The sequence below is a fragment of the Rhizobium sp. ZPR4 genome, from assembly GCF_040215725.1.
Lineage (GTDB): Bacteria > Pseudomonadota > Alphaproteobacteria > Rhizobiales > Rhizobiaceae > Rhizobium > Rhizobium rhizogenes_D.
This window is the reverse complement of sequence record NZ_CP157968.1, coordinates 733,062-750,298: the sequence shown is the minus strand read 5'-3', so window position 1 is coordinate 750,298 and position 17,237 is coordinate 733,062. Positions and strand designations below refer to the sequence as shown.

The 17,237-nt window shown below is 59.3% G+C and carries 14 protein-coding genes; 7 read left to right on the top strand and 7 right to left on the bottom strand.

Features of this window, described 5'->3' with window-relative positions:
- The 3 genes from ABOK31_RS22985 (at position 1) to ABOK31_RS22975 (ending at position 2,889) form a co-directional block, all read left to right on the top strand.
- On the top strand, positions 1–1,293 hold the full coding sequence (locus ABOK31_RS22985) for an O-antigen ligase (protein ID WP_349961052.1): 1,293 nt from the start codon (positions 1–3) through the stop codon (positions 1,291–1,293).
- The gene (locus tag ABOK31_RS22980; protein ID WP_349961050.1) at positions 1,290–2,297 is read left to right on the top strand and encodes an acyltransferase; all 1,008 of its coding nucleotides are present in this window, start codon (positions 1,290–1,292) and stop codon (positions 2,295–2,297) included. The genes ABOK31_RS22985 and ABOK31_RS22980 overlap by 4 nt, the downstream gene beginning before the upstream one ends.
- A gap of 157 nt (positions 2,298–2,454) precedes the next feature.
- Positions 2,455–2,889 (top strand): hypothetical protein, encoded by a 435-nt coding sequence (locus ABOK31_RS22975; protein WP_349961048.1) that lies wholly within the window; start codon positions 2,455–2,457, stop codon positions 2,887–2,889.
- On the opposite strand, the gene ABOK31_RS22970 is transcribed toward ABOK31_RS22975, so the two are convergent.
- Positions 2,886–3,284, bottom strand: coding sequence for a hypothetical protein (locus tag ABOK31_RS22970; RefSeq protein WP_349961047.1), 399 nt, complete (start codon positions 3,282–3,284; stop codon positions 2,886–2,888). The two genes, ABOK31_RS22975 and ABOK31_RS22970, sit on opposite strands and share 4 nt — an antisense overlap.
- Before the next feature lie 70 nt (positions 3,285–3,354).
- On the opposite strand from ABOK31_RS22970, the gene ABOK31_RS22965 reads away from it, so the two are divergent.
- The gene (locus tag ABOK31_RS22965; RefSeq protein WP_349961045.1) at positions 3,355–3,699 is read left to right on the top strand and encodes a calmodulin; all 345 of its coding nucleotides are present in this window, start codon (positions 3,355–3,357) and stop codon (positions 3,697–3,699) included.
- Between the two features lie 68 nt (positions 3,700–3,767).
- On the opposite strand, the gene ABOK31_RS22960 is transcribed toward ABOK31_RS22965, so the two are convergent.
- The 4 genes from ABOK31_RS22960 to ABOK31_RS22945 form a co-directional block, all read right to left on the bottom strand.
- Positions 3,768–4,739, bottom strand: coding sequence for an ABC transporter permease (locus ABOK31_RS22960; protein ID WP_174181878.1), 972 nt, complete (start codon positions 4,737–4,739; stop codon positions 3,768–3,770).
- A 32-nt stretch (positions 4,740–4,771) separates the two neighbouring features.
- Entirely contained in the window at positions 4,772–6,322 is a 1,551-nt protein-coding gene (locus tag ABOK31_RS22955) for a sugar ABC transporter ATP-binding protein (protein WP_174181877.1), read from the bottom strand.
- A 94-nt stretch (positions 6,323–6,416) separates the two neighbouring features.
- Positions 6,417–7,406: an ABC transporter substrate-binding protein gene (locus ABOK31_RS22950; protein ID WP_349961043.1), complete on the bottom strand. Its 990-nt coding sequence runs from the start codon at positions 7,404–7,406 to the stop codon at positions 6,417–6,419.
- A 276-nt stretch (positions 7,407–7,682) separates the two neighbouring features.
- Positions 7,683–8,702, bottom strand: coding sequence for an aldo/keto reductase (locus ABOK31_RS22945; protein ID WP_349961041.1), 1,020 nt, complete (start codon positions 8,700–8,702; stop codon positions 7,683–7,685).
- A 306-nt stretch (positions 8,703–9,008) separates the two neighbouring features.
- Between ABOK31_RS22945 and ABOK31_RS22940 the strand changes: the two genes are divergently transcribed.
- On the top strand, positions 9,009–9,920 hold the full coding sequence (locus ABOK31_RS22940; protein WP_174181875.1) for a GntR family transcriptional regulator: 912 nt from the start codon (positions 9,009–9,011) through the stop codon (positions 9,918–9,920).
- A 21-nt stretch (positions 9,921–9,941) separates the two neighbouring features.
- Here the strand turns inward: ABOK31_RS22940 and ABOK31_RS22935 are convergent, their stop codons facing one another.
- Positions 9,942–12,185: a glycoside hydrolase family 2 TIM barrel-domain containing protein gene (locus ABOK31_RS22935; protein ID WP_349961039.1), complete on the bottom strand. Its 2,244-nt coding sequence runs from the start codon at positions 12,183–12,185 to the stop codon at positions 9,942–9,944.
- 187 nt (positions 12,186–12,372) lie between these two features.
- A complete protein-coding gene (locus ABOK31_RS22930) occupies positions 12,373–13,278 on the bottom strand; it encodes an AraC family transcriptional regulator (RefSeq protein WP_349961037.1) in 906 nt (301 codons plus the stop codon).
- 212 nt (positions 13,279–13,490) lie between these two features.
- Between ABOK31_RS22930 and ABOK31_RS22925 the strand changes: the two genes are divergently transcribed.
- Positions 13,491–14,957, top strand: a complete 1,467-nt coding sequence (locus tag ABOK31_RS22925; protein ID WP_349961035.1) for an alpha-glucosidase/alpha-galactosidase — start codon at positions 13,491–13,493, stop codon at positions 14,955–14,957.
- 136 nt (positions 14,958–15,093) lie between these two features.
- Positions 15,094–17,181, top strand: a complete 2,088-nt coding sequence (locus ABOK31_RS22920) for an ABC transporter substrate-binding protein (protein ID WP_349961032.1) — start codon at positions 15,094–15,096, stop codon at positions 17,179–17,181.
- Positions 17,182–17,237: the final 56 nt, after the last annotated feature.

Below are 17,237 nucleotides of genomic sequence, written 5' to 3'. Positions count from 1 at the left end.
ATGCGGATAGCCAAATCGCTCTTTGTGCGTCCAGGCAGCAACGCCACCTATGGCATGGTGGCGATTGCTCTCTCTTTCTTCGTCTTTGCCTATTCCTCCCGCTTCGGCCAGCCATCCATCCTGCTCTACTACGCCCTGTGGTTTCCGCTTGTCATGATCGACTACCGGAATGTGCTCGGCAGCTATAACAGACAGCTCTGGCTCTTCGCGTTCGGGGTTTTCACCTGCCTGTCGATCTTCTGGTCGGTCGTCCCCTCCGTGACCGCGCGCGCGGCGATCCAGTACATGACGCATATCTTCTGCGCCCTGGTCGCCATGCGCACGCTCGATATCCGCACGCTGACGCGGGGCGCGATCGCAGGCACCGCCATCGTGCTCATCTATTCGATATTGTTCGGCTATTATGCCTACGATCCAATCGACGGAAGCTACAGCTTCGTCGGCGCCTTCGACTCCAAGAACCAGCTCGGCTTTTACGCCTCGCTCGGCATCTACTTCGCCTTCGCCGCCGTCTTCGTCCTTGGCGAACGTCGGATCTGGATGCTGGGTGCAGGATTTGCCGGCCTGCTGTCGGCCTATTGCCTCCATGCTTCGGCATCGGCAACATCGGTGCTGACGACGGGATTGGTCGTGGTGTTATGCATAAGCCTGCGTGTGATCCTATATCTGTCGCCCAAGCAGCGTAAAAGGCTGTTTGTGACAGCGGCCGTCTCCGGCATCATCATTGCAGTTGCCGGCGTCTATCTCGGTGCGGTCGATCTTGTTCTCGGCGCCTTTGGCAAGGATTCCACGCTCACCGGACGTACCTATCTTTGGCAGCAGGGAATCGCGGCTGCGCAGCAGAACCCGTTCTTCGGCGTCGGCTATCAAGCCTACTGGGTCCAGGGTTTCTCCGAGCCCGAGCGACTGTGGGATGAGTTTTTTATCGCCTCCCGCGCCGGCTTCCATTTTCACAATACCTATATCGAAACTACGGTCGAAACCGGACTCATCGGCGTCTTCTTGCTCGCCTCGATCCTGCTGACGGCTTTCATCGGCCATATCAGCCGTTTTCTGAGCGACATCAGAAACGATGAATCCTACATCCTTCTAGGTGTCGCGACCCTGTTGCTGATCCGCTCCTTCGTGGAGATCGACATTCTCAATCCGTACCATGTCGGCTCCTTCCTGTTCTACTTCACAGCAGGAAAGCTCTCCATGCGAGCGCGTATGCCAACGAACGCGCCATCGCGAGTGGATGAGCAGATACAATTCGTGCCTCCCGTCAACTGGGAGCCGCGACCCGGTCAATGAAGACACTCTACGGCATTCAATATCTCCGTGCCTTTGCCGCGCTCGCCGTAGTGTTGTTTCACGCCGCCGAACGCAGTGGCGGCCATTTTCGCATTGGAGCCGCAGGCGTCGACGTCTTCTTCGTCATCAGCGGCTTCATCATGTGGACCATGAGCGAGCGCCGGCCGGTAACGCCGCTGCGCTTTGCGCTCGACCGGCTGCAGCGCATCGCGCCATCCTACTGGATCGTGACCGCCATCATGATCGTCGGCGCCGTTATCGGCCTGTTTCCGAACATGAAGCTGACGGCAAGCCATATTCTCGGCTCGCTGCTGTTCATTCCCGTTCGCTCGCCAAGCGCAGGCGGTGGCGAGATCTGGCCGGTTCTGGTGCAGGGATGGACGCTGAATTTCGAGATGTTCTTCTACGTCATCTTCGCTGCCTGCCTGTTTCTGCCGCAACGGCTGCGGCTTGCCGGGATGACGGCGATCTTCCTCGCCTTCGTCCTTGCTGGCGGCATCATCGATCCGCAGTCGCCGCTGCTTCTGACCTATACGCGGCCGATCATCCTGGAATTCGTCGCCGGCGCCATCCTCGGGCGCCTCTGGCTATCCGGACACGTGCCGGGGGCAGGTCTCGGCCTTGCCCTGATCGCCGTCGCCCTGTCGGGCTTTGCCACGATCCAGATCCTCGGCCTGGACTTCGACGAGCTAACCTGTGGACCGCTCGCTGTTGCCCTCGTGCTCGGCATGGTGTCGGTGGAGCGCAGCGGCAAGTTGCCCTCCATCCCCCTTCTTACCTATCTCGGCAACAGCTCCTATTCGATCTACCTCTGGCACACCTTGGCCATTTCGGTGGTCGTCAAGCTGATGGCGTCGATGCAGATACCTTCTGACGCCATTACCTTCATCGGCGTCATCGGTGGCACCGTTCTCGGCATCTGTGCCTATGAAGCCGTCGAAAAGCCATTGCGCAATCTTCTGAAGAACCTGAGCTGGCAGAGATCACGCCCCTCGCCCGCCTGAAGCTCCCGCTCCGTACAACCATTGCGCAATCCCGCCCGCTTATGCTCGCGGGCGCTTGACGACACGCATCGGAGAACGTCCTATGGGCGGACGCGAAATTCGAAAACTCCACGGCGACTGCGATCCGCCGTCACTATCCTCGGTTCACGGACCCCACATGAAACGTTTGGCAACCGCTTTGCTGCTGGCTCCGCTCTGGGTCCCCTTCCTTCTCGCCGTCGCTACCGCCCTCTTCTGGCCGGTGCCACATGTCCTGAGCGATACCAGCAGGCCGTCATGGATCTGGACGGCGACTTCGGCAGGTGCGCTCCTAGGATATGCGGCCGTCCTCGCCATTGGACTGCCATCGCATATATGGCTGGGCAGGCGGGGCCGCCGCTCGCTTCGAGCTTATCTGGTTACATGGTTCGTGCTTGCGATCATCGCGTGGGTCGTCGGTTTCATTGCAGCCTTCGCTACGCTCGGGCCGGGCTTCGCGCTCTCATACCTGATGGAAGTCATCGTCCATCGCCCCTATGTGCCGCTTGCATTCGGGACGACGTGGGCCGTGGTCGGCGCCACCTTCTGGGCAATCGTGCGACCCGATCGTTAGAGCAATTCCAGGAAAAGTGCACAGCGGTTTTCCGTCCATAATTGCTTAAAATAAAGAGATAGAGCCGTCCAGAGATTCCATGAGAAGCTGAACCACTCTATCTCCTTGCAGGTCCGTTGACTTAAATCACTGCCCTGGTGAAACCAGCGATCGAGGCAAATCCAGGCGACACCAAAACAATAAATTCCGCCTCTGTTTCGCGCGCTTTCGACAGAAAGATCATGGCGCATTGGCAGCTCCTGACAAAGCCACGCCACCTCTACAACGCCCGTCCTCCGATCAGGATCGGCAATACCGGCGGAATATGAAAATGCCTGCGCATCGGTCAGAAAAAATTGGATAAAACCCAATAAAATCGATGGATTGAAATAAGTTAAGCAAAAACTAATTTTCACGAGGCTTCCGCAAGTGGAAGCTCACCTAACCAACGTTGCCCTATTCCAATTTTCAACATGGAGAAAATTTATGGCTCGCTATTTCGAGTTCGAAACCAGCCCATACGACGCCAAGTTTGTATTCGAGCTTACGGATGAAACGAAGATCGCCCATGTCCTGAAAATCCTCTCCGGGGAAGAAAAGGATAAAGTTCACGTCATCGGAAGGATCAAGGTAGGGAGGAAATCCTACAATCCGAATTTGGATTTCTACATGGACCCGGATTCGATCGACTTCTTCGAAGTGTCAATCGAGGTCTGCGACGCAACCACCAATTATGTCAACGACCATCTCGATGAAGCCGGCGGCGCATTCCTGCCCGGATACATCTGGTGCCCATGGAGCTCCAAGGTGATCCGCGAAGTCACTCCCTGATAACGAGCGGGGCGACGATCGGGCGGGATAGCTGCCGCTCGATCATCGCTTCATGTCCAATCATGTGCCTAGGCCCGGCGGCGGCGTAACTGATCGAAATAGACGATGACGATGATCAGGACGCCGGTGATGATGCGCTGCCAGAAGGAATTGAGATTTAACAGGTTGGCGCCGTTGTTGATGGTCGCCAGGATGAAAGCGCCGATCAGCGGGCCATAAACCGTACCGACTGCGCCGAAGAGGCTGGTTCCGCCGATGACCGACGAGGCGATCGCCTGCAGCTCCCAGCCATCGGCCTGGGTGGCATTGCCGATGGCGATGCGCGAGGCCAGGAGAACGCCGACGAAGGCGGCGCAGGTTCCCGACAGGATATAAGCGAGATAGATCATCCAGTTGACGTTGACGCCGGAAAGCCGGGCTGCCTCGCGGTTTGAGCCGACAGCGAAGAGATAGCGCCCCCAGCGGCTCAGATGCAGGAAGATAACAGCCGGGATCGCCACCAGGATCACCATCCAGAACAGGCTCGGGATCCCCAAGAAATCCGAGACGGCGAAATTGGTGAAATCATCATTGACGATGTTGATCGTGGAGCCGTTGGTGATGAGAAGACCGATACCGCGAAGCGATGTCAGTGTCGCGAGCGTGATGATGAAGGGCGGCAAGCCCATGCGCACGATGCCGAAGCCATGGAACGCGCCGATCAAGACCCCGAACAGCAAGGTGATGAGGATTGCGGCCCAGACCGGAAATCCGGCCTGCAGCAGCCAGGCGATGATGACGGTGCAGAAGCCAACAATCGCTCCGACGGAAAGATCGATGCCCGCCGTGATGATGACGAAGGTCTGGCCGAGCGCAAGAATGGCCGTCATTGAGCCCTGGCGCATCAGATTGGTGATGTTGAGCGGCGTCCAGAATTTGTCGGTCCAGAAGCCAAGAACAATCCAGAGCGCCAGCAGCAGCAGGATCAGCGTCAAGCTGAAGAGGATATTCATCTTGCGCCGCGGCGCTACGGTCGGGCCTTCTGTCGTATTCGCGGCCATTTTTGTTCTCCCTCTTTAGACTTGTTTATTGTTCAAACGCCGATTGCCTCGCCAAGGACTTCCTCGTGCGTTGCCGCATGGAAATCATGGCTGGCGACCAGCTGGCCGTGGCGGAAAACGTGCAGGCGGTCGGCAAGCTCGTAGACCTCAGGCAGATAGGAGGAGATGACGATAATGCCGGCGCCGGCGCGCAGCAGCTTGGCAAACAGTCTATAAATCTCGGCCTTCGTCCCGACGTCGACGCCGACGGTCGGCTCGTCGAAGATGAAGAGCTTGGCGCCATGGCTTAGCCATTTGCCGATGACCACCTTCTGCTGATTGCCGCCCGACATGGCGGAGACCAGAACCCGCCGGCTCGGCGTCTTGATGCTGAGATCGCGAATCTGCTTGTCGGCATTGGCAGCTTCGCCCTTATTGTTGATGATCGGGCCGCGGCTTAGCCGCTTGAAAACGGGCAGATTGATGTTCAGCCCGATCGGCAGATTGAGGCAGAGCCCCTGATCGCGCCGGCTTTCGGGCGCCAGCGCAATGCCGAGATCCATCGCATCACGCTCGTTGCGGATGTCGACCTTGCGCCCCTGCCAGTAGATCTCTCCGGCCGAAAGTGGCTGGCGTCCGTAGAGACCAAGCGCGAACTCGCTGCGGCCGGCACCGATCAACCCGTAAAGGCCGACGATCTCGCCGGCACGAACGCTGAGCGAAACATTCTCGAAGCCGGGGCCGGAAAGGCCGCGCGCCTCGAGGATGGTGTCGCCGATCGGTATCTCCTCCTTGTGGTAAATCTGCTCGATGGAGCGATTGATCATCAGCTTGATCAACTCGTCCTCGTTGGTTTCGGCGATCGTGCGGGTGCCGACATGCGTGCCGTCACGTAAGACGGAGACCCGGTCGGCCAGTTCGAACACCTCTTCCATGCGATGGCTGATATAGACGATCGTCACGCCCTCGCCCTGCAAGCGACGGATCAGCTTGAACAGTTGCGCCGATTCCTGGCGGGTGAGATAGGCAGTCGGCTCGTCGAAAATCAGAAATTGCGTGCCGCGCATCGCGGCTCTGGCGGTTGCGACCAGCTGCTGCTGGCCGATGGTAAGGGAGCTCAGGAGCTCACCGGCCGGTAGTCCGAAGCCGAGATCGTCGAGCACGGTCTGTGCCATCGCCACCATCTGCTTCTTGCGCATCAGGCCGAAGCGGTTGACTTCATCGCCAAGGAAAAGATTGGCCGCGACCGTCAGATGCGGGCAGAGCACCACTTCCTGATGCACGGCATTGATGCCGCGGGCGATCGCCTCATTCGGCGTTGCGAGCGCCACGGGATGACCGCACCAGAAGATTTCGCCTGATGTCCTTGTAATAACCCCAGTGAGGAGCTTGATGAGGGTCGATTTGCCCGCGCCGTTCTCGCCGACGATCGCATGGATCTCGCCGGCCAGAAACGTGACGGTCGCCGGCTTCAGCGCCTCGACGAAGCCATATCGCTTCTGCAGACCTTTAAGCTCAAGGATGGGCGAGCCGGCCGGAATGCGGTTTGCTTCCGTCTTGACGGTGTCGTCGTGCCGATGGCTGATTTCTTCAAGGCTCGTCATGAGGTCTCCTCCCTCTCGCATCACCGCGCGACCGCCTCGCAGAAGCAGCCAGACGAAAAGGCCGCGCCCGATCACACGGGCGCGGCCTCCAGCCTTACTTGACCTTCGGGTTCAACAGGGCGTCGATCTTCGGATCGCTCATATTCGCCTTGGTGACGAGATTGGCGCCGGTGTCGACATTGGCCTCGACCTTTTCCTTCTTGGAAGCAGCGAGCGCGGTCTTGATGCCGTCATAACCCATCCGGTACGGGTCCTGCACCACGAGGCCGGCAAGAACGCCTGATTTCAGGAAGCCGACGGTCTTGTCGTCATTGTCGAAGCCGATGACCTTGATCTTGTCGCCGAGCTTGTTTTCAGCAATCGCCTGGCCGACGCCCTGCGCCATGATCAGATTGGAGGCGAAGACGCCGACGAGCTTCGGATTGGCGGTGATCAAGTCGGTCATGATGTTGAGGCCGGTCGTGGCCTGACCGTCCGCATATTTATCAGCAACGACCTTGAGGCCCGGATACTTGCTCTTGACCTCTTCCAGGAAGCCCTGACGGCGCTGGTCGAGCGAACCGACGCCCGGCAGGCTGGTGATGATGGCGATCTCACCCTCTTCCTTGCCAGTCATGCCCTTGATGGCAGCGGCAAGGCCGTCAGCGGCGATGCGTCCGCCTTGCGTGTTGTCGGTCGTCAGGAACGAGACGAAAGACTTGGAATCGGCGGCGGAGTCGATGCCGACGACCGGCACGGACTTGGCGGCTTCATCCACGGGCTTGCCGAGCGCCTTGAACTCGGTCGGCGAAATGACGACGGCGGCCGGCTTGCCGGCAACAGCGTTTTCGAGAATGCTGATCTGGCCGTTGATATCGGATTCCGACTGTGCGCCGAGTTCCGGCACCTTCACACCGAGATCCTTGCCCGCCTGGCGGGCGCCGGCAAGAACGATTTGCCAGTAGAAGGATGTCGTATCCTTGACGATGATCGGGATGGTCACGTCAGCCGCGAAGGACTGCACGGGCATCGCCATCGCTATGATGGCAGCGCCGGCAAGGCCGGTAAAGCTGCGGCGGGACAGAAGTGACTTGGCAATTTTCATCTGCTTCTCCTCTCAACGCGCTCTCTCTCCTGCACACCTGCCGCTGAACGCTTACGGCTCGGTATCGTGACGCCTTGCGGCATCACGCATCGCGCGGCGAAAAGGCCACCGACGCAAAACAGGCTTTCCTCCTCCTCGAAGCCGTCTCTCCCGACGGCTCGATAGCTCCCAATCTGCTGGAGCGGTTCAGCGTTTCACGGAATCGCAAAACCGCTCCATCTGCTGTCTCACGCAATTCCGGACGGAAAACCGCTTCGCACTTTTCCTGGAATTGCTCTAAACCCTGACCGCCTCATCTCCCAAAGGAGGCGCGACCACGGTCAAACCTTCGAATTCCGTATAGAGGCTGTCGGGAAGCCTTGGCTCCACGAGCTGCATGTTGCGGACAAGACTTTCCGGCTTTGCCGTGCCGATCAGCACCGAAGCCACGCAAGGGCTGCGCAGCGGAAACTGAAGCGCTGGCTGGGCAAGCGGCAGGCCATGCTTGCGGGCGATCTCCTCCATCGCCCCCACCTTGGCCAGAATATCCGGCGTCGCCGGCAGATAATCGAAATGTGCGCCGGGCACAGGGCCAGTCGCCAGAATACCCGAATTGAAGACCCCGCCCACGACCAGCGACGTTCCCTTCTTTTCGCAAAGCGGCAGCAACTCGGCAACGGCAGATCGATCGAGCAGCGTATAGCGGCCGGCGAGCAGGATGCAGTCAATATCGGCCGCGTTCATCACATCCAGGCAGACCGGCACCTCGTTGACGCCGAGACCATAGGCCTTGATCGCACCGGATGATTTCAGCTCCTCGAGAGCCTTCAACCCGGACCCCAGGAGCTGCCCGAGATAGCGGTCGTTCAGCGCCTTGCCGTGGGTATAGCCGCCGATATCGTGGACATAGAGAATATCGATGCGATTGAGCCCGAGACGGGCATAGCTGAACTCGACCGAGCGCATGATGCCGTCATAGGAGTAGTCGTAATCGGCATCGAAAGGCAGCGGGTCGACATAGCCGTAATTCGGCACCTTGTCGGTCGGCACCGGGCGCATGAGCCGGCCGACTTTGGTCGACAGCACATAGCTATCCTCAGGCTGGTCTCGCAGAAAATCGCCGACACGGCGTTCGCCAAGGCCAAAACCATACCAGGGCGCAACGTCGAAATAGCGGATACCGCTGTCCCAGGCCGCCTGAAGGGTCGCCATTGCCTGGTCGCGCGGACAGGCACGATAGAGGCCACCCAGCGCCGCAGCACCGAAGCTGATCTCCGTGACCTCGAGGTCCGTCCTGCCGATTGTTCTTCTTCGCATCACCTCTCCCTTGTGATGGCTGTCATTTCATTTCCGCCGATCTTGGACCGGCTTCGAAGCGACCTCGAGCCGGCCACTCCATTCTCCTCTTTCATCCTTGGCGACGGTCAGCTCCCGATAGTCCATCCACCAATTGATTTTGTTTTTTATCTACAATAAACATTTTGGTGTCAACGAGCAAATCGCCTCATGCCCGGGAGGAAGGTGGCTGGTGCGGTTCCGTCAACACTCCTGCAATTGACTGCCATTCAATCATGGTTCAGACAGCGCCGCCGGTAAAGAGCGGTGACGATACGCGAGGGGGAAATGGCAAGGCAAAACACGCTCTTCAAGGAGGCGTATAATCGCTATGCGGCGCGCCTGAAGCCCGATACGGAGCTGCCGAGCGAGCCTGAAATCGCTGCCGAACTCGGCGTCAGCCGCAGCACGGCGCGCGCGATCCTCATGCGTCTAAGTGACGCCGGCATCATTCTCTGGAACAAGCGGCAGAAGACGGTTCTACGACCGCCGACGGAGGACGATTTCTTCCCGAAGGAAGAGACCGATTCACTACACGACATCATCGAGCGCAGCTTCATGATGCGCATCATGTCCGACGAAGCCCAGCCCGGCATGCAGATCAACGAACTGGAACTGGCGCGCGAGATCGGCACCGGGACTTCAGTCGTGCGCGAATTCCTCATTCGTTTCAGCCGTTTCGGCCTGATCGAGAAGCGGCCGAACAGCCATTGGATTCTCAAGGGCTTCACCAGCGAATTCGCGCTCGAGCTTGCCGATGTACGCGAGATGTTCGAGCTGCATTCGGCAGCCGAGTTCGGTCGTTTGCCCGCCCAACACCGCGCCTGGGAGGAACTCAGGGCGATCGAACGGGAGCACCACGAGCTGCTCAAGGATTTCGACGCGCATTACCGCGATTTCTCGCGCCTCGACGAGAAGTTCCACCTGCTCATCCATCGCGCATCGAAGAACCGCTTCATCGCCGATTTCTACGATGTCATCGCCATCATTTTTCACTATCACTATCAGTGGAACAAGGCATATGCCCGCGAACGCAACGCCCGCGCCGTAACCGAACATCTCGACTATATCGAAGCCCTGCAATCGCGCGATCAGCGAAGGATCGATGCGGCTTGCCGCCAGCACCTCGCCTCGGCGCGACAGACGCTGCTGCAGTCGATCCCACAAGGTGCGAGCGAAGTTGCCGGCTCTGCCGCCTAACGACGAGAGCCGGCTTGCCGTTCATTTCGCGGTGAGGCTCAGCCTTTGGCTTGCAAAGCGCGATGACGCTACTTCGAGCTTGATCGCGCCGGCATCTCCGGTTGCCTGCAGCCAGAAACCCGTGGTTCCGCCCTGGAATGCCACAGTTTCCGGCCCAATGACCTTGGCCGGCCCATCGACCTTGATCGTGATGGCTTCATTGAGGAACGCCAGACGTGAGCCGGCCTGATCGAGCGCACGCACGATGATACGCACCGTATCGCGTTCGCCGGCACGCAAGGTATCCGCATCAGCCTCGATCTGCAGCGACGTCGGCAGCGGATTGGCGACCATGTGCTGCTCCACCACCATCTTGCCGCCGATATAGCCGGTGAAATGCACGTCCTCCCACTCCATTCCCCAGACGCCGAGTTCGTCCGGCGTGAAGGAACGGTGATCGAAGACGACGGGAGGATGCGGCAGATGCGGGAAGGTTTCCCGGTCCGGACCGAGACGCTTGGTCAGCGACCCATAGCGCAGCTCGATCTCATCGCAGTTGGTGAGCACGATGAGCGGCAGCGCGCCACCGATATTGCGCTCGCCGCGTGCCCAGATCGTCACGGGCTTCATGACGATCTCTTCCGCGGGCTCGCACTGGCTGGCATAGACGTAAGCCGCGAATTTGGGCTCACGGAACATGTCCATAACACCGTGGTAGCAGATGCGGTCGCCCGAGCCGAAATCGCTATGGGTGTTATAGTCGAACATGCACCAGCCGATGGCGCCTGATATCGACGGATCGCCATAGGCGGCGTTCAGCACTTCCAAATGCCGGCGCACATGCTCGGCCTGGCGCTGCTCCTGATCGTAGATTTTCGTCGGGTACATATGCCCGCCGAATTCGGTGATCAGATAGGGCACGTCCTTGGAAAGACCGGTATTTTCCTGCTGCGGCCGCAGCGGTGTGCGCGGCCGGTTGGCGCCTGGCAGCTCCTCATTGCCGAGGATGAAGTCATTCATCGTGTAGACGTCTTCGAGCATTTCGCTCTCGGTGATGTAACGCACGCCGCCGGTCTGGCGGGTCGGATCGAGTTCTCGCGCCAGACGATTGGTCTCGACGTAGAAGTCATGGGAATCCTGGGACTCATTGATGCGCACGCCCCAGATGACGATCGAGGGATGGTTCCAGTCGCGCTCGATCATGCGGCGGACATTACGGATCGATTCCTGCTGCCACTCCTCGTCGCCGATATGCTGCCATCCGGGGATTTCCTCGAAGACCAGCAGGCCAATGCGGTCGCAATGGTCAAGAAACCACTTCGACTGAGGATAGTGCGAGGTACGCACGATATTGCATTTCAGCGTGTGCTTCATGATTTCGGCGTCACGCTCCTGGGCCGAGCGACCCATCGCATAGCCGATATAGGGGAAGGCCTGATGGCGATTGAGGCCGCGCAGCTTCAGCGCCTTGCCATTCAGCAGGAAGCCTTCCGCTGTGAAGCTCGCCGTACGGAAGCCAAAAGTCGCGGCAAGGCGGTCCGCCCCGTGATCGCTGGTAAGTTCCACTTCGGCAGAATAGAGGGCGGGATTATCGAGCTCCCAGAGCGAAAGGCCGGAAAGGCCGGCAAAGTTGAGATTTACGCTTTCACCTGACGTGTCGGCCTGGCCCGAAGCGATGGCCGCGCCATCAGCAGATCGAAGCGTAACTTTCACGTTGCCCTTGAAAGCGAGATTTTGCGGATTGGAGATATCGCAGCGCACGGTCGCGGATTTGCGGTCGGAAAGGACATCTGCCGTTTCAACCTTGATGTTGGCGACCGAGACAGGAGCGGCAACCTTCAACCAGACATCGCGATAGATCCCGGCATAGGTCAGATAGTCGATCCGGCCACCGAAAGGCGGGATCTCGGGATTCTCGCTGCCATCGATCTTGACCGTAATCAGGTTCTCGCCCTTGCGCAGCCGGCCGGTCAGGCGCGCCTCGAACGGTGTATAGCCGTCCTTGTGGGCAACGATCTCCTCACCGTTCAAATAAACGACGGCGTCGGCCATCGCCGCATCGAAGACCAGCGTTACCTCGCGCCCCGCAAACGCCTCATCCCAATTGATGATCTTCTGATAGGTGAAGGCACGCTGATAGGATTTCTCATCGAAATAGTTGAAGGGCAATTCGACGGCAGTATGCGGGAGCGTAATGCTCTGTCCTTCCTGCGGACGACCGACATTCTCAGGCGAAAACCCCTCATGGAACGTCCAGGATTCGTTGAAGGCGACAACAGAACGCATATTCAATCCTATCGATTAAGCCCGTCGCATCGGGTGACGAACAGATGTTGCTGGAAAGTCAGGCGCGCGGCGAGGCAGGCGGGACGCCGCGGGGCGATATCTATACAGGCTCGCCGCCGTTGCGCAATGCGACCGCTTGGCGGATTTCGATTTTCAGGACAAGCAACCGATTGAAACAGCTTTCGCCTCACAAGCGGCTCCTTCCGCTCCTTGCCTCTTCGACCGGGCTGCGCACCGCCGCATACATGCCCGTCGTGCGGAATTCCGTCGGATTGATGCCATAGATGCGGCGAAATACCTTCGAGAAATAGTTGGCATCGTCGAAGCCCGACATGATCGCCACCTCCTTGACCGGAATGAATGCAGCCTTCGTCAGCAGTTTCGCCGCGCGCTGCATGCGCTGCTGCAGCACGAACTCCGCTGGCGGCACGCCTTCGCTCTCGGCAAAGACGCGCGAGAAATGCGCGCGGCTGAGGCCGCTCACCTTCGCGAGCTCATCGACGGGAAGCGGCTTGTCGAGATTGGCGTTTATATGATCGATGACGATCTGCATGACAGAGCGATCGGCGGCAAAGGCATGCGAGCCGAAAACATCGTCATAGAGCGCCATGGCCGCCTCATAGGCAATGGCCGAAGCCGAGGCGGGTGTCCTGGCGCCCTTGACCAGCCGGAGGCTGCAATCGGCCAGATGATCGATGGTTGCCTGCTGCAGCTTCAAGACAGGGCCAGCCGCGGCCAGGATGAGGCGATGGATGCGCAACGCCTCCTCGCCATTCATGGAGATCCAGAAATACTCCCAGCGCTCCCCCTTCTCCAACCAGTAGCGATGATTGTGCGGCACGAGCACCAGCAGCGTATCGCCTGAATCCACGCGATAGCTGCGGTTCTCATAGCGCAATCGCCCGGTGCCGCTGATCGTGTGCTGCAGCACGGTGAACGGCGTCTGGCCGCGCCGCCGCCCATCCCAATCATAGGGCTCGTTGTGCCTGACTTCATAGCCGGCGCTGGTCGGCATAGCGTGCAGGCGGTGGCGGCCGCGCGGCAGCGAAACCGTCCGCATGACCTGTCCGTTATCGATCAATTCTTGCAGCACAAAATTACCCTTGAAAGCATAATAGTTCTCTGTTCGCCTCGGTGATTATAGGCATAATCCCGCCCAGAAAACAGCGCTTGACCGCCGACGAGGACCGGCGATTGGAGGAAAACCCACGATTTCGGCCCCTCTCGCAACTGATGCGACCATGGGACGAAAATGCTGTTGCCTTCCTTGCTGCTGCTCGTTCGACCGACTTGAAGGTGAGGATCATGAGTTTCAAAATCGCTATTATCGGCGCCGGCAGCGTCGGCTTCACGAAAAAGCTGTTTACCGACATTCTCTGCGTGCCGGAATTCCGCGACGTCGAATTCGCGCTGACGGACATGAGTGAGCACAATCTGACGATGATCAAGGCGATCCTTGACCGGATCGTCGAGGCAAACAGACTGCCGACGCGCGTCACCGCCACCACGGATCGCCGCAAGGCGCTGGAAGGTGCACGCTATATCATCAGCTGCGTGCGGGTCGGCGGATTGGAAGCCTATGCCGAGGATATCCGCATCCCGCTGAAATACGGCATCGACCAGTGCGTCGGCGATACGATCTGCGCCGGCGGCATTCTTTATGGCCAGCGTAACATCCCGGTCATTCTTGATTTCTGCAAGGATATCCGCGAGGTCGCCGAGAGCGGCGCCAAGTTCCTCAACTATGCCAACCCGATGGCGATGAACACATGGGCGGCGATCGAATACGGCAAGGTCGACACGATCGGCCTTTGCCACGGTGTCCAGCATGGTGCCGAACAGATCGCCGAAGTGCTCGGCGCCAAGGACAAGAGCGAACTCGACTATATCTGCTCGGGCATCAACCACCAGACCTGGTTCGTCGACCTGCGCCTCAACGGCCGCAAGATCGGCAAGGACGAGTTGATCGCAGCCTTTGAAGTGCATCCGGTGTTTTCGCAGCAGGAAAAGCTGCGCATCGACGTGCTCAAGCGCTTCGGCGTCTATTCAACCGAGAGCAACGGGCACCTGTCCGAATACCTGCCCTGGTATCGCAAGCGCCCCGACGAGATCAACAAGTGGATCGACATGTCGGACTGGATCCATGGCGAGACGGGCGGCTATCTGCGCCACTCTACCGAGACGCGCAACTGGTTCGAGACGGAATTCCCGCAGATCCTCGACAGCGCCTCGCAGCCGATCGATCCCGCGCGCCGCTCCAACGAACATGCGAGCCACATTCTCGAAGCGCTGGAAACCAATCGCGTCTATCGCGGCCATTTCAACGTCAAGAACAATGGTGTCATCACCAATTTGCCAAGCGATGCCATCATCGAGTCGCCCGGCTTCGTCGATCGCTTCGGCATCAACATGGTGGCAGGCATTACGCTGCCTGAGGCATGCGCTGCGACATGCATCTCTTCGATCAACGTTCAGCGCATGTCGGTCCATGCCGCCATCAGCGGCGATATCGATCTCTTGAAGCTCGCCGTCCTGCACGACCCGCTGGTCGGCGCCGTCGCCACGCCGGAGGAGGTCTGGCAGATGGTCGATGAAATGGTCGTCGCGGAAGCGCGCTGGCTGCCGCAATACGCCCACGCCGTGGATGATGCGAAGGATCGCCTGTCGCGCAGCAAGGTCAAGACGCGCGACTGGAAGGGTGCGGCAAGCCGCAACGTCCGTTCGATCGAGGAGTTGCGCGCGGAGAAAGCCGCGCTGAAACAGGCGGGCTGATGACTATGCAGGCCGGAAGATAGGGGCTGAGGCGGGATCTTAAGGGGATATCCCGCTTCAGCCAGCCATCTTTCGTTTCAATGGAGGAACGCGGGGCCTTGAACGGAACACTCGCGATTTAGGGAGAGAGAACAAGATGAGACATTTTCGACCGATCGGCCTTCTTGCCGCGTTGACGATTGCCACATCCGCAATCGCGATCAGCGCCTATGCAGCCGAGCCGACTGTGCCACCCGTCCCACCGGTCTTCCCGGCGGAAGGGAAGATCAAATATGTCGAGCGCAGCTCCATTCTGGAGTTCAAGGCGCTGCCCGAATATCACGAGCCTTCTTGGGTTACCGACAATTTCGTCAAGACCGGCAAGTTGCCGCCCGTCAAGGATCGCCTGCCGAAAGAGCCGCTGGTCTTCAAGACCGGCAACATGCCCGACGGCATCGGCGTCTATGGCGACACGCTGCGCCATGTCATCGGCGGCCGGCCGGAAGGCTGGAACTATGGCGCCGGCCAGACACAGGGCTGGGGTGGCATCGACATCGGATTGTCCGAATGCCTGACGCGCACAGCACCGCTCTTCCAGGTGCAGGCAAAGGATACCGAGCCGCTGCCGAACCTTGCCAAGGGCTGGGAATGGTCGCCGGATGGTCATAAGCTCACCATGCACCTTATCGAAGGGGCGAAATGGTCCGATGGCGTGCCCTTCAACGCCGACGACATCATGTTCTATTGGGAAGACGAGGTCATCGATCCGAACGTCTCGCCGCTCGGTGGCGGCGCATCGCCGGAAGCCTTCGGCGAGGGCACGACCCTCAGGAAGGTCGACGACTACACCATCGAATGGACCTTCAAGGACGCCTTCCCGAAGCAATATCTCTACACGATGGCCTACCCGAATTTCTGCCCGGGACCGTCGCATATCCTGAAACCGCAGCACCCCAAATATTCCAAGAATACCTACGACCAGTTCAAGAACGCCTTCCCGCCTGAGTATATGAACATTCCGGTCATGGGCGCCTGGGTGCCGGTCGAGTATCGCTCCGACGATATCATCGTCATGCGCCGTAACCCGTACTACTGGAAGGTCGACGAAAAGGGCAACCAGCTGCCCTACCTCAATGAGCTGCACTACAAGCTCTCGACCTGGGCCGATCGTGACGTCCAGGCCGTTGCCGGCTCCGCCGATCTTTCGAACCTCGAGCAGCCGGAAAACTTCGTCGCTTCGCTGAAGCGCGCGGCGCAGCCCGATGCCCCGGCTCGTCTTGCCTTCGGTCCCCGCCTCATCGGCTATAACTTGCAGATGAATTTCTCAGCCAACGGCTGGGGCAGTCCGGATGAGCGTGCGCAGGCGGTTCGCGAGCTGAACCGCAACGAGGATTTCCGCAAAGCCGTCACCATGGCGCTCGACCGCAAGGCGCTCGGGGAATCGCTGGTCAAGGGACCGTTCACCGCGATCTATCCCGGCGGCCTCTCCTCCGGCAGCGCATTCTACGATCGCAACTCCACGGTCTATTATCCGTTCGATCTTGCCGCCGCCAAGGCCGAGCTTGCAAAAGCCGGCCTGAAGGACACCGATGGCGACGGCATCGTCAATTTCCCGGCCGGCGTCAATGGCGGCAAGGATGTCGAGATCACGCTTCTGGTCAGCAGCGACTACACCACCGACAAGAGCCTTGCCGAAGGTGTCGTCAGCCAGATGGAGAAGCTCGGCCTTCGAGTGATCATCAACTCGCTCGTCGGCCCGAAGCGCGACGATGCCAATTATAGCGGCCGTTTCGACTGGATGGTCCGCCGCAACAGCACGGAGCTTGCCTCGGTCGTACAGAATACCGAACAGCTCGCACCGGTTGGCCCGCGCACCAGCTGGAACCACCGCGCACCGGAAAGCGGTCAGCTGGACCTGATGCCCTTCGAAAAGGATATGGTCGATATCATCAACAAGTTCACGACGTCGAAGGATAACGACGAGCGCGTGGCCCTGATGAAGCAGTTCCAGAAGCTCTCGACCGGGCATCTCTACAATATCGGCCTGACCGAATATCCGGGAGCTCTCATCATCAACAAGCGCTTCTCTAACGTTCCTCCAGGCACTCCGATCTTCCTGTTCAACTGGGCGGAAGATTCGATCATCCGTGAGCGCCTGTGGGTGGCTGCCGACAAGCAGGGCAAATACGAGCTGTTCCCCAATCAGCTTCCGGGTGCCCCGGGCAGCGCCGGCCCGATCAAATAAGGTCGCATGAAGCAACCCCTGGCAGCCGGTATGACGCCGGCTGCCATGGCACCTGA

What these genes read in the sequence shown, in the direction of transcription:
- ABOK31_RS22960 (WP_174181878.1), bottom strand. Translation starts at nt 4,739, where the DNA reads ATGGCCGCGAATACGACAGAAGGCCCGACCGTAGCGCCGCGGCGCAAG.
- ABOK31_RS22940 (WP_174181875.1), top strand. Translation starts at nt 9,009, where the DNA reads ATGGCAAGGCAAAACACGCTCTTCAAGGAGGCGTATAATCGCTATGCG.
- ABOK31_RS22945 (WP_349961041.1), bottom strand. Translation starts at nt 8,702, where the DNA reads ATGCGAAGAAGAACAATCGGCAGGACGGACCTCGAGGTCACGGAGATC.
- ABOK31_RS22925 (WP_349961035.1), top strand. Translation starts at nt 13,491, where the DNA reads ATGAGTTTCAAAATCGCTATTATCGGCGCCGGCAGCGTCGGCTTCACG.
- ABOK31_RS22950 (WP_349961043.1), bottom strand. Translation starts at nt 7,406, where the DNA reads ATGAAAATTGCCAAGTCACTTCTGTCCCGCCGCAGCTTTACCGGCCTT.
- ABOK31_RS22975 (WP_349961048.1), top strand. Translation starts at nt 2,455, where the DNA reads ATGAAACGTTTGGCAACCGCTTTGCTGCTGGCTCCGCTCTGGGTCCCC.
- ABOK31_RS22935 (WP_349961039.1), bottom strand. Translation starts at nt 12,185, where the DNA reads ATGCGTTCTGTTGTCGCCTTCAACGAATCCTGGACGTTCCATGAGGGG.
- ABOK31_RS22980 (WP_349961050.1), top strand. Translation starts at nt 1,290, where the DNA reads ATGAAGACACTCTACGGCATTCAATATCTCCGTGCCTTTGCCGCGCTC.
- ABOK31_RS22965 (WP_349961045.1), top strand. Translation starts at nt 3,355, where the DNA reads ATGGCTCGCTATTTCGAGTTCGAAACCAGCCCATACGACGCCAAGTTT.
- ABOK31_RS22955 (WP_174181877.1), bottom strand. Translation starts at nt 6,322, where the DNA reads ATGACGAGCCTTGAAGAAATCAGCCATCGGCACGACGACACCGTCAAG.
- ABOK31_RS22985 (WP_349961052.1), top strand. Translation starts at nt 1, where the DNA reads ATGCGGATAGCCAAATCGCTCTTTGTGCGTCCAGGCAGCAACGCCACC.
- ABOK31_RS22920 (WP_349961032.1), top strand. Translation starts at nt 15,094, where the DNA reads ATGAGACATTTTCGACCGATCGGCCTTCTTGCCGCGTTGACGATTGCC.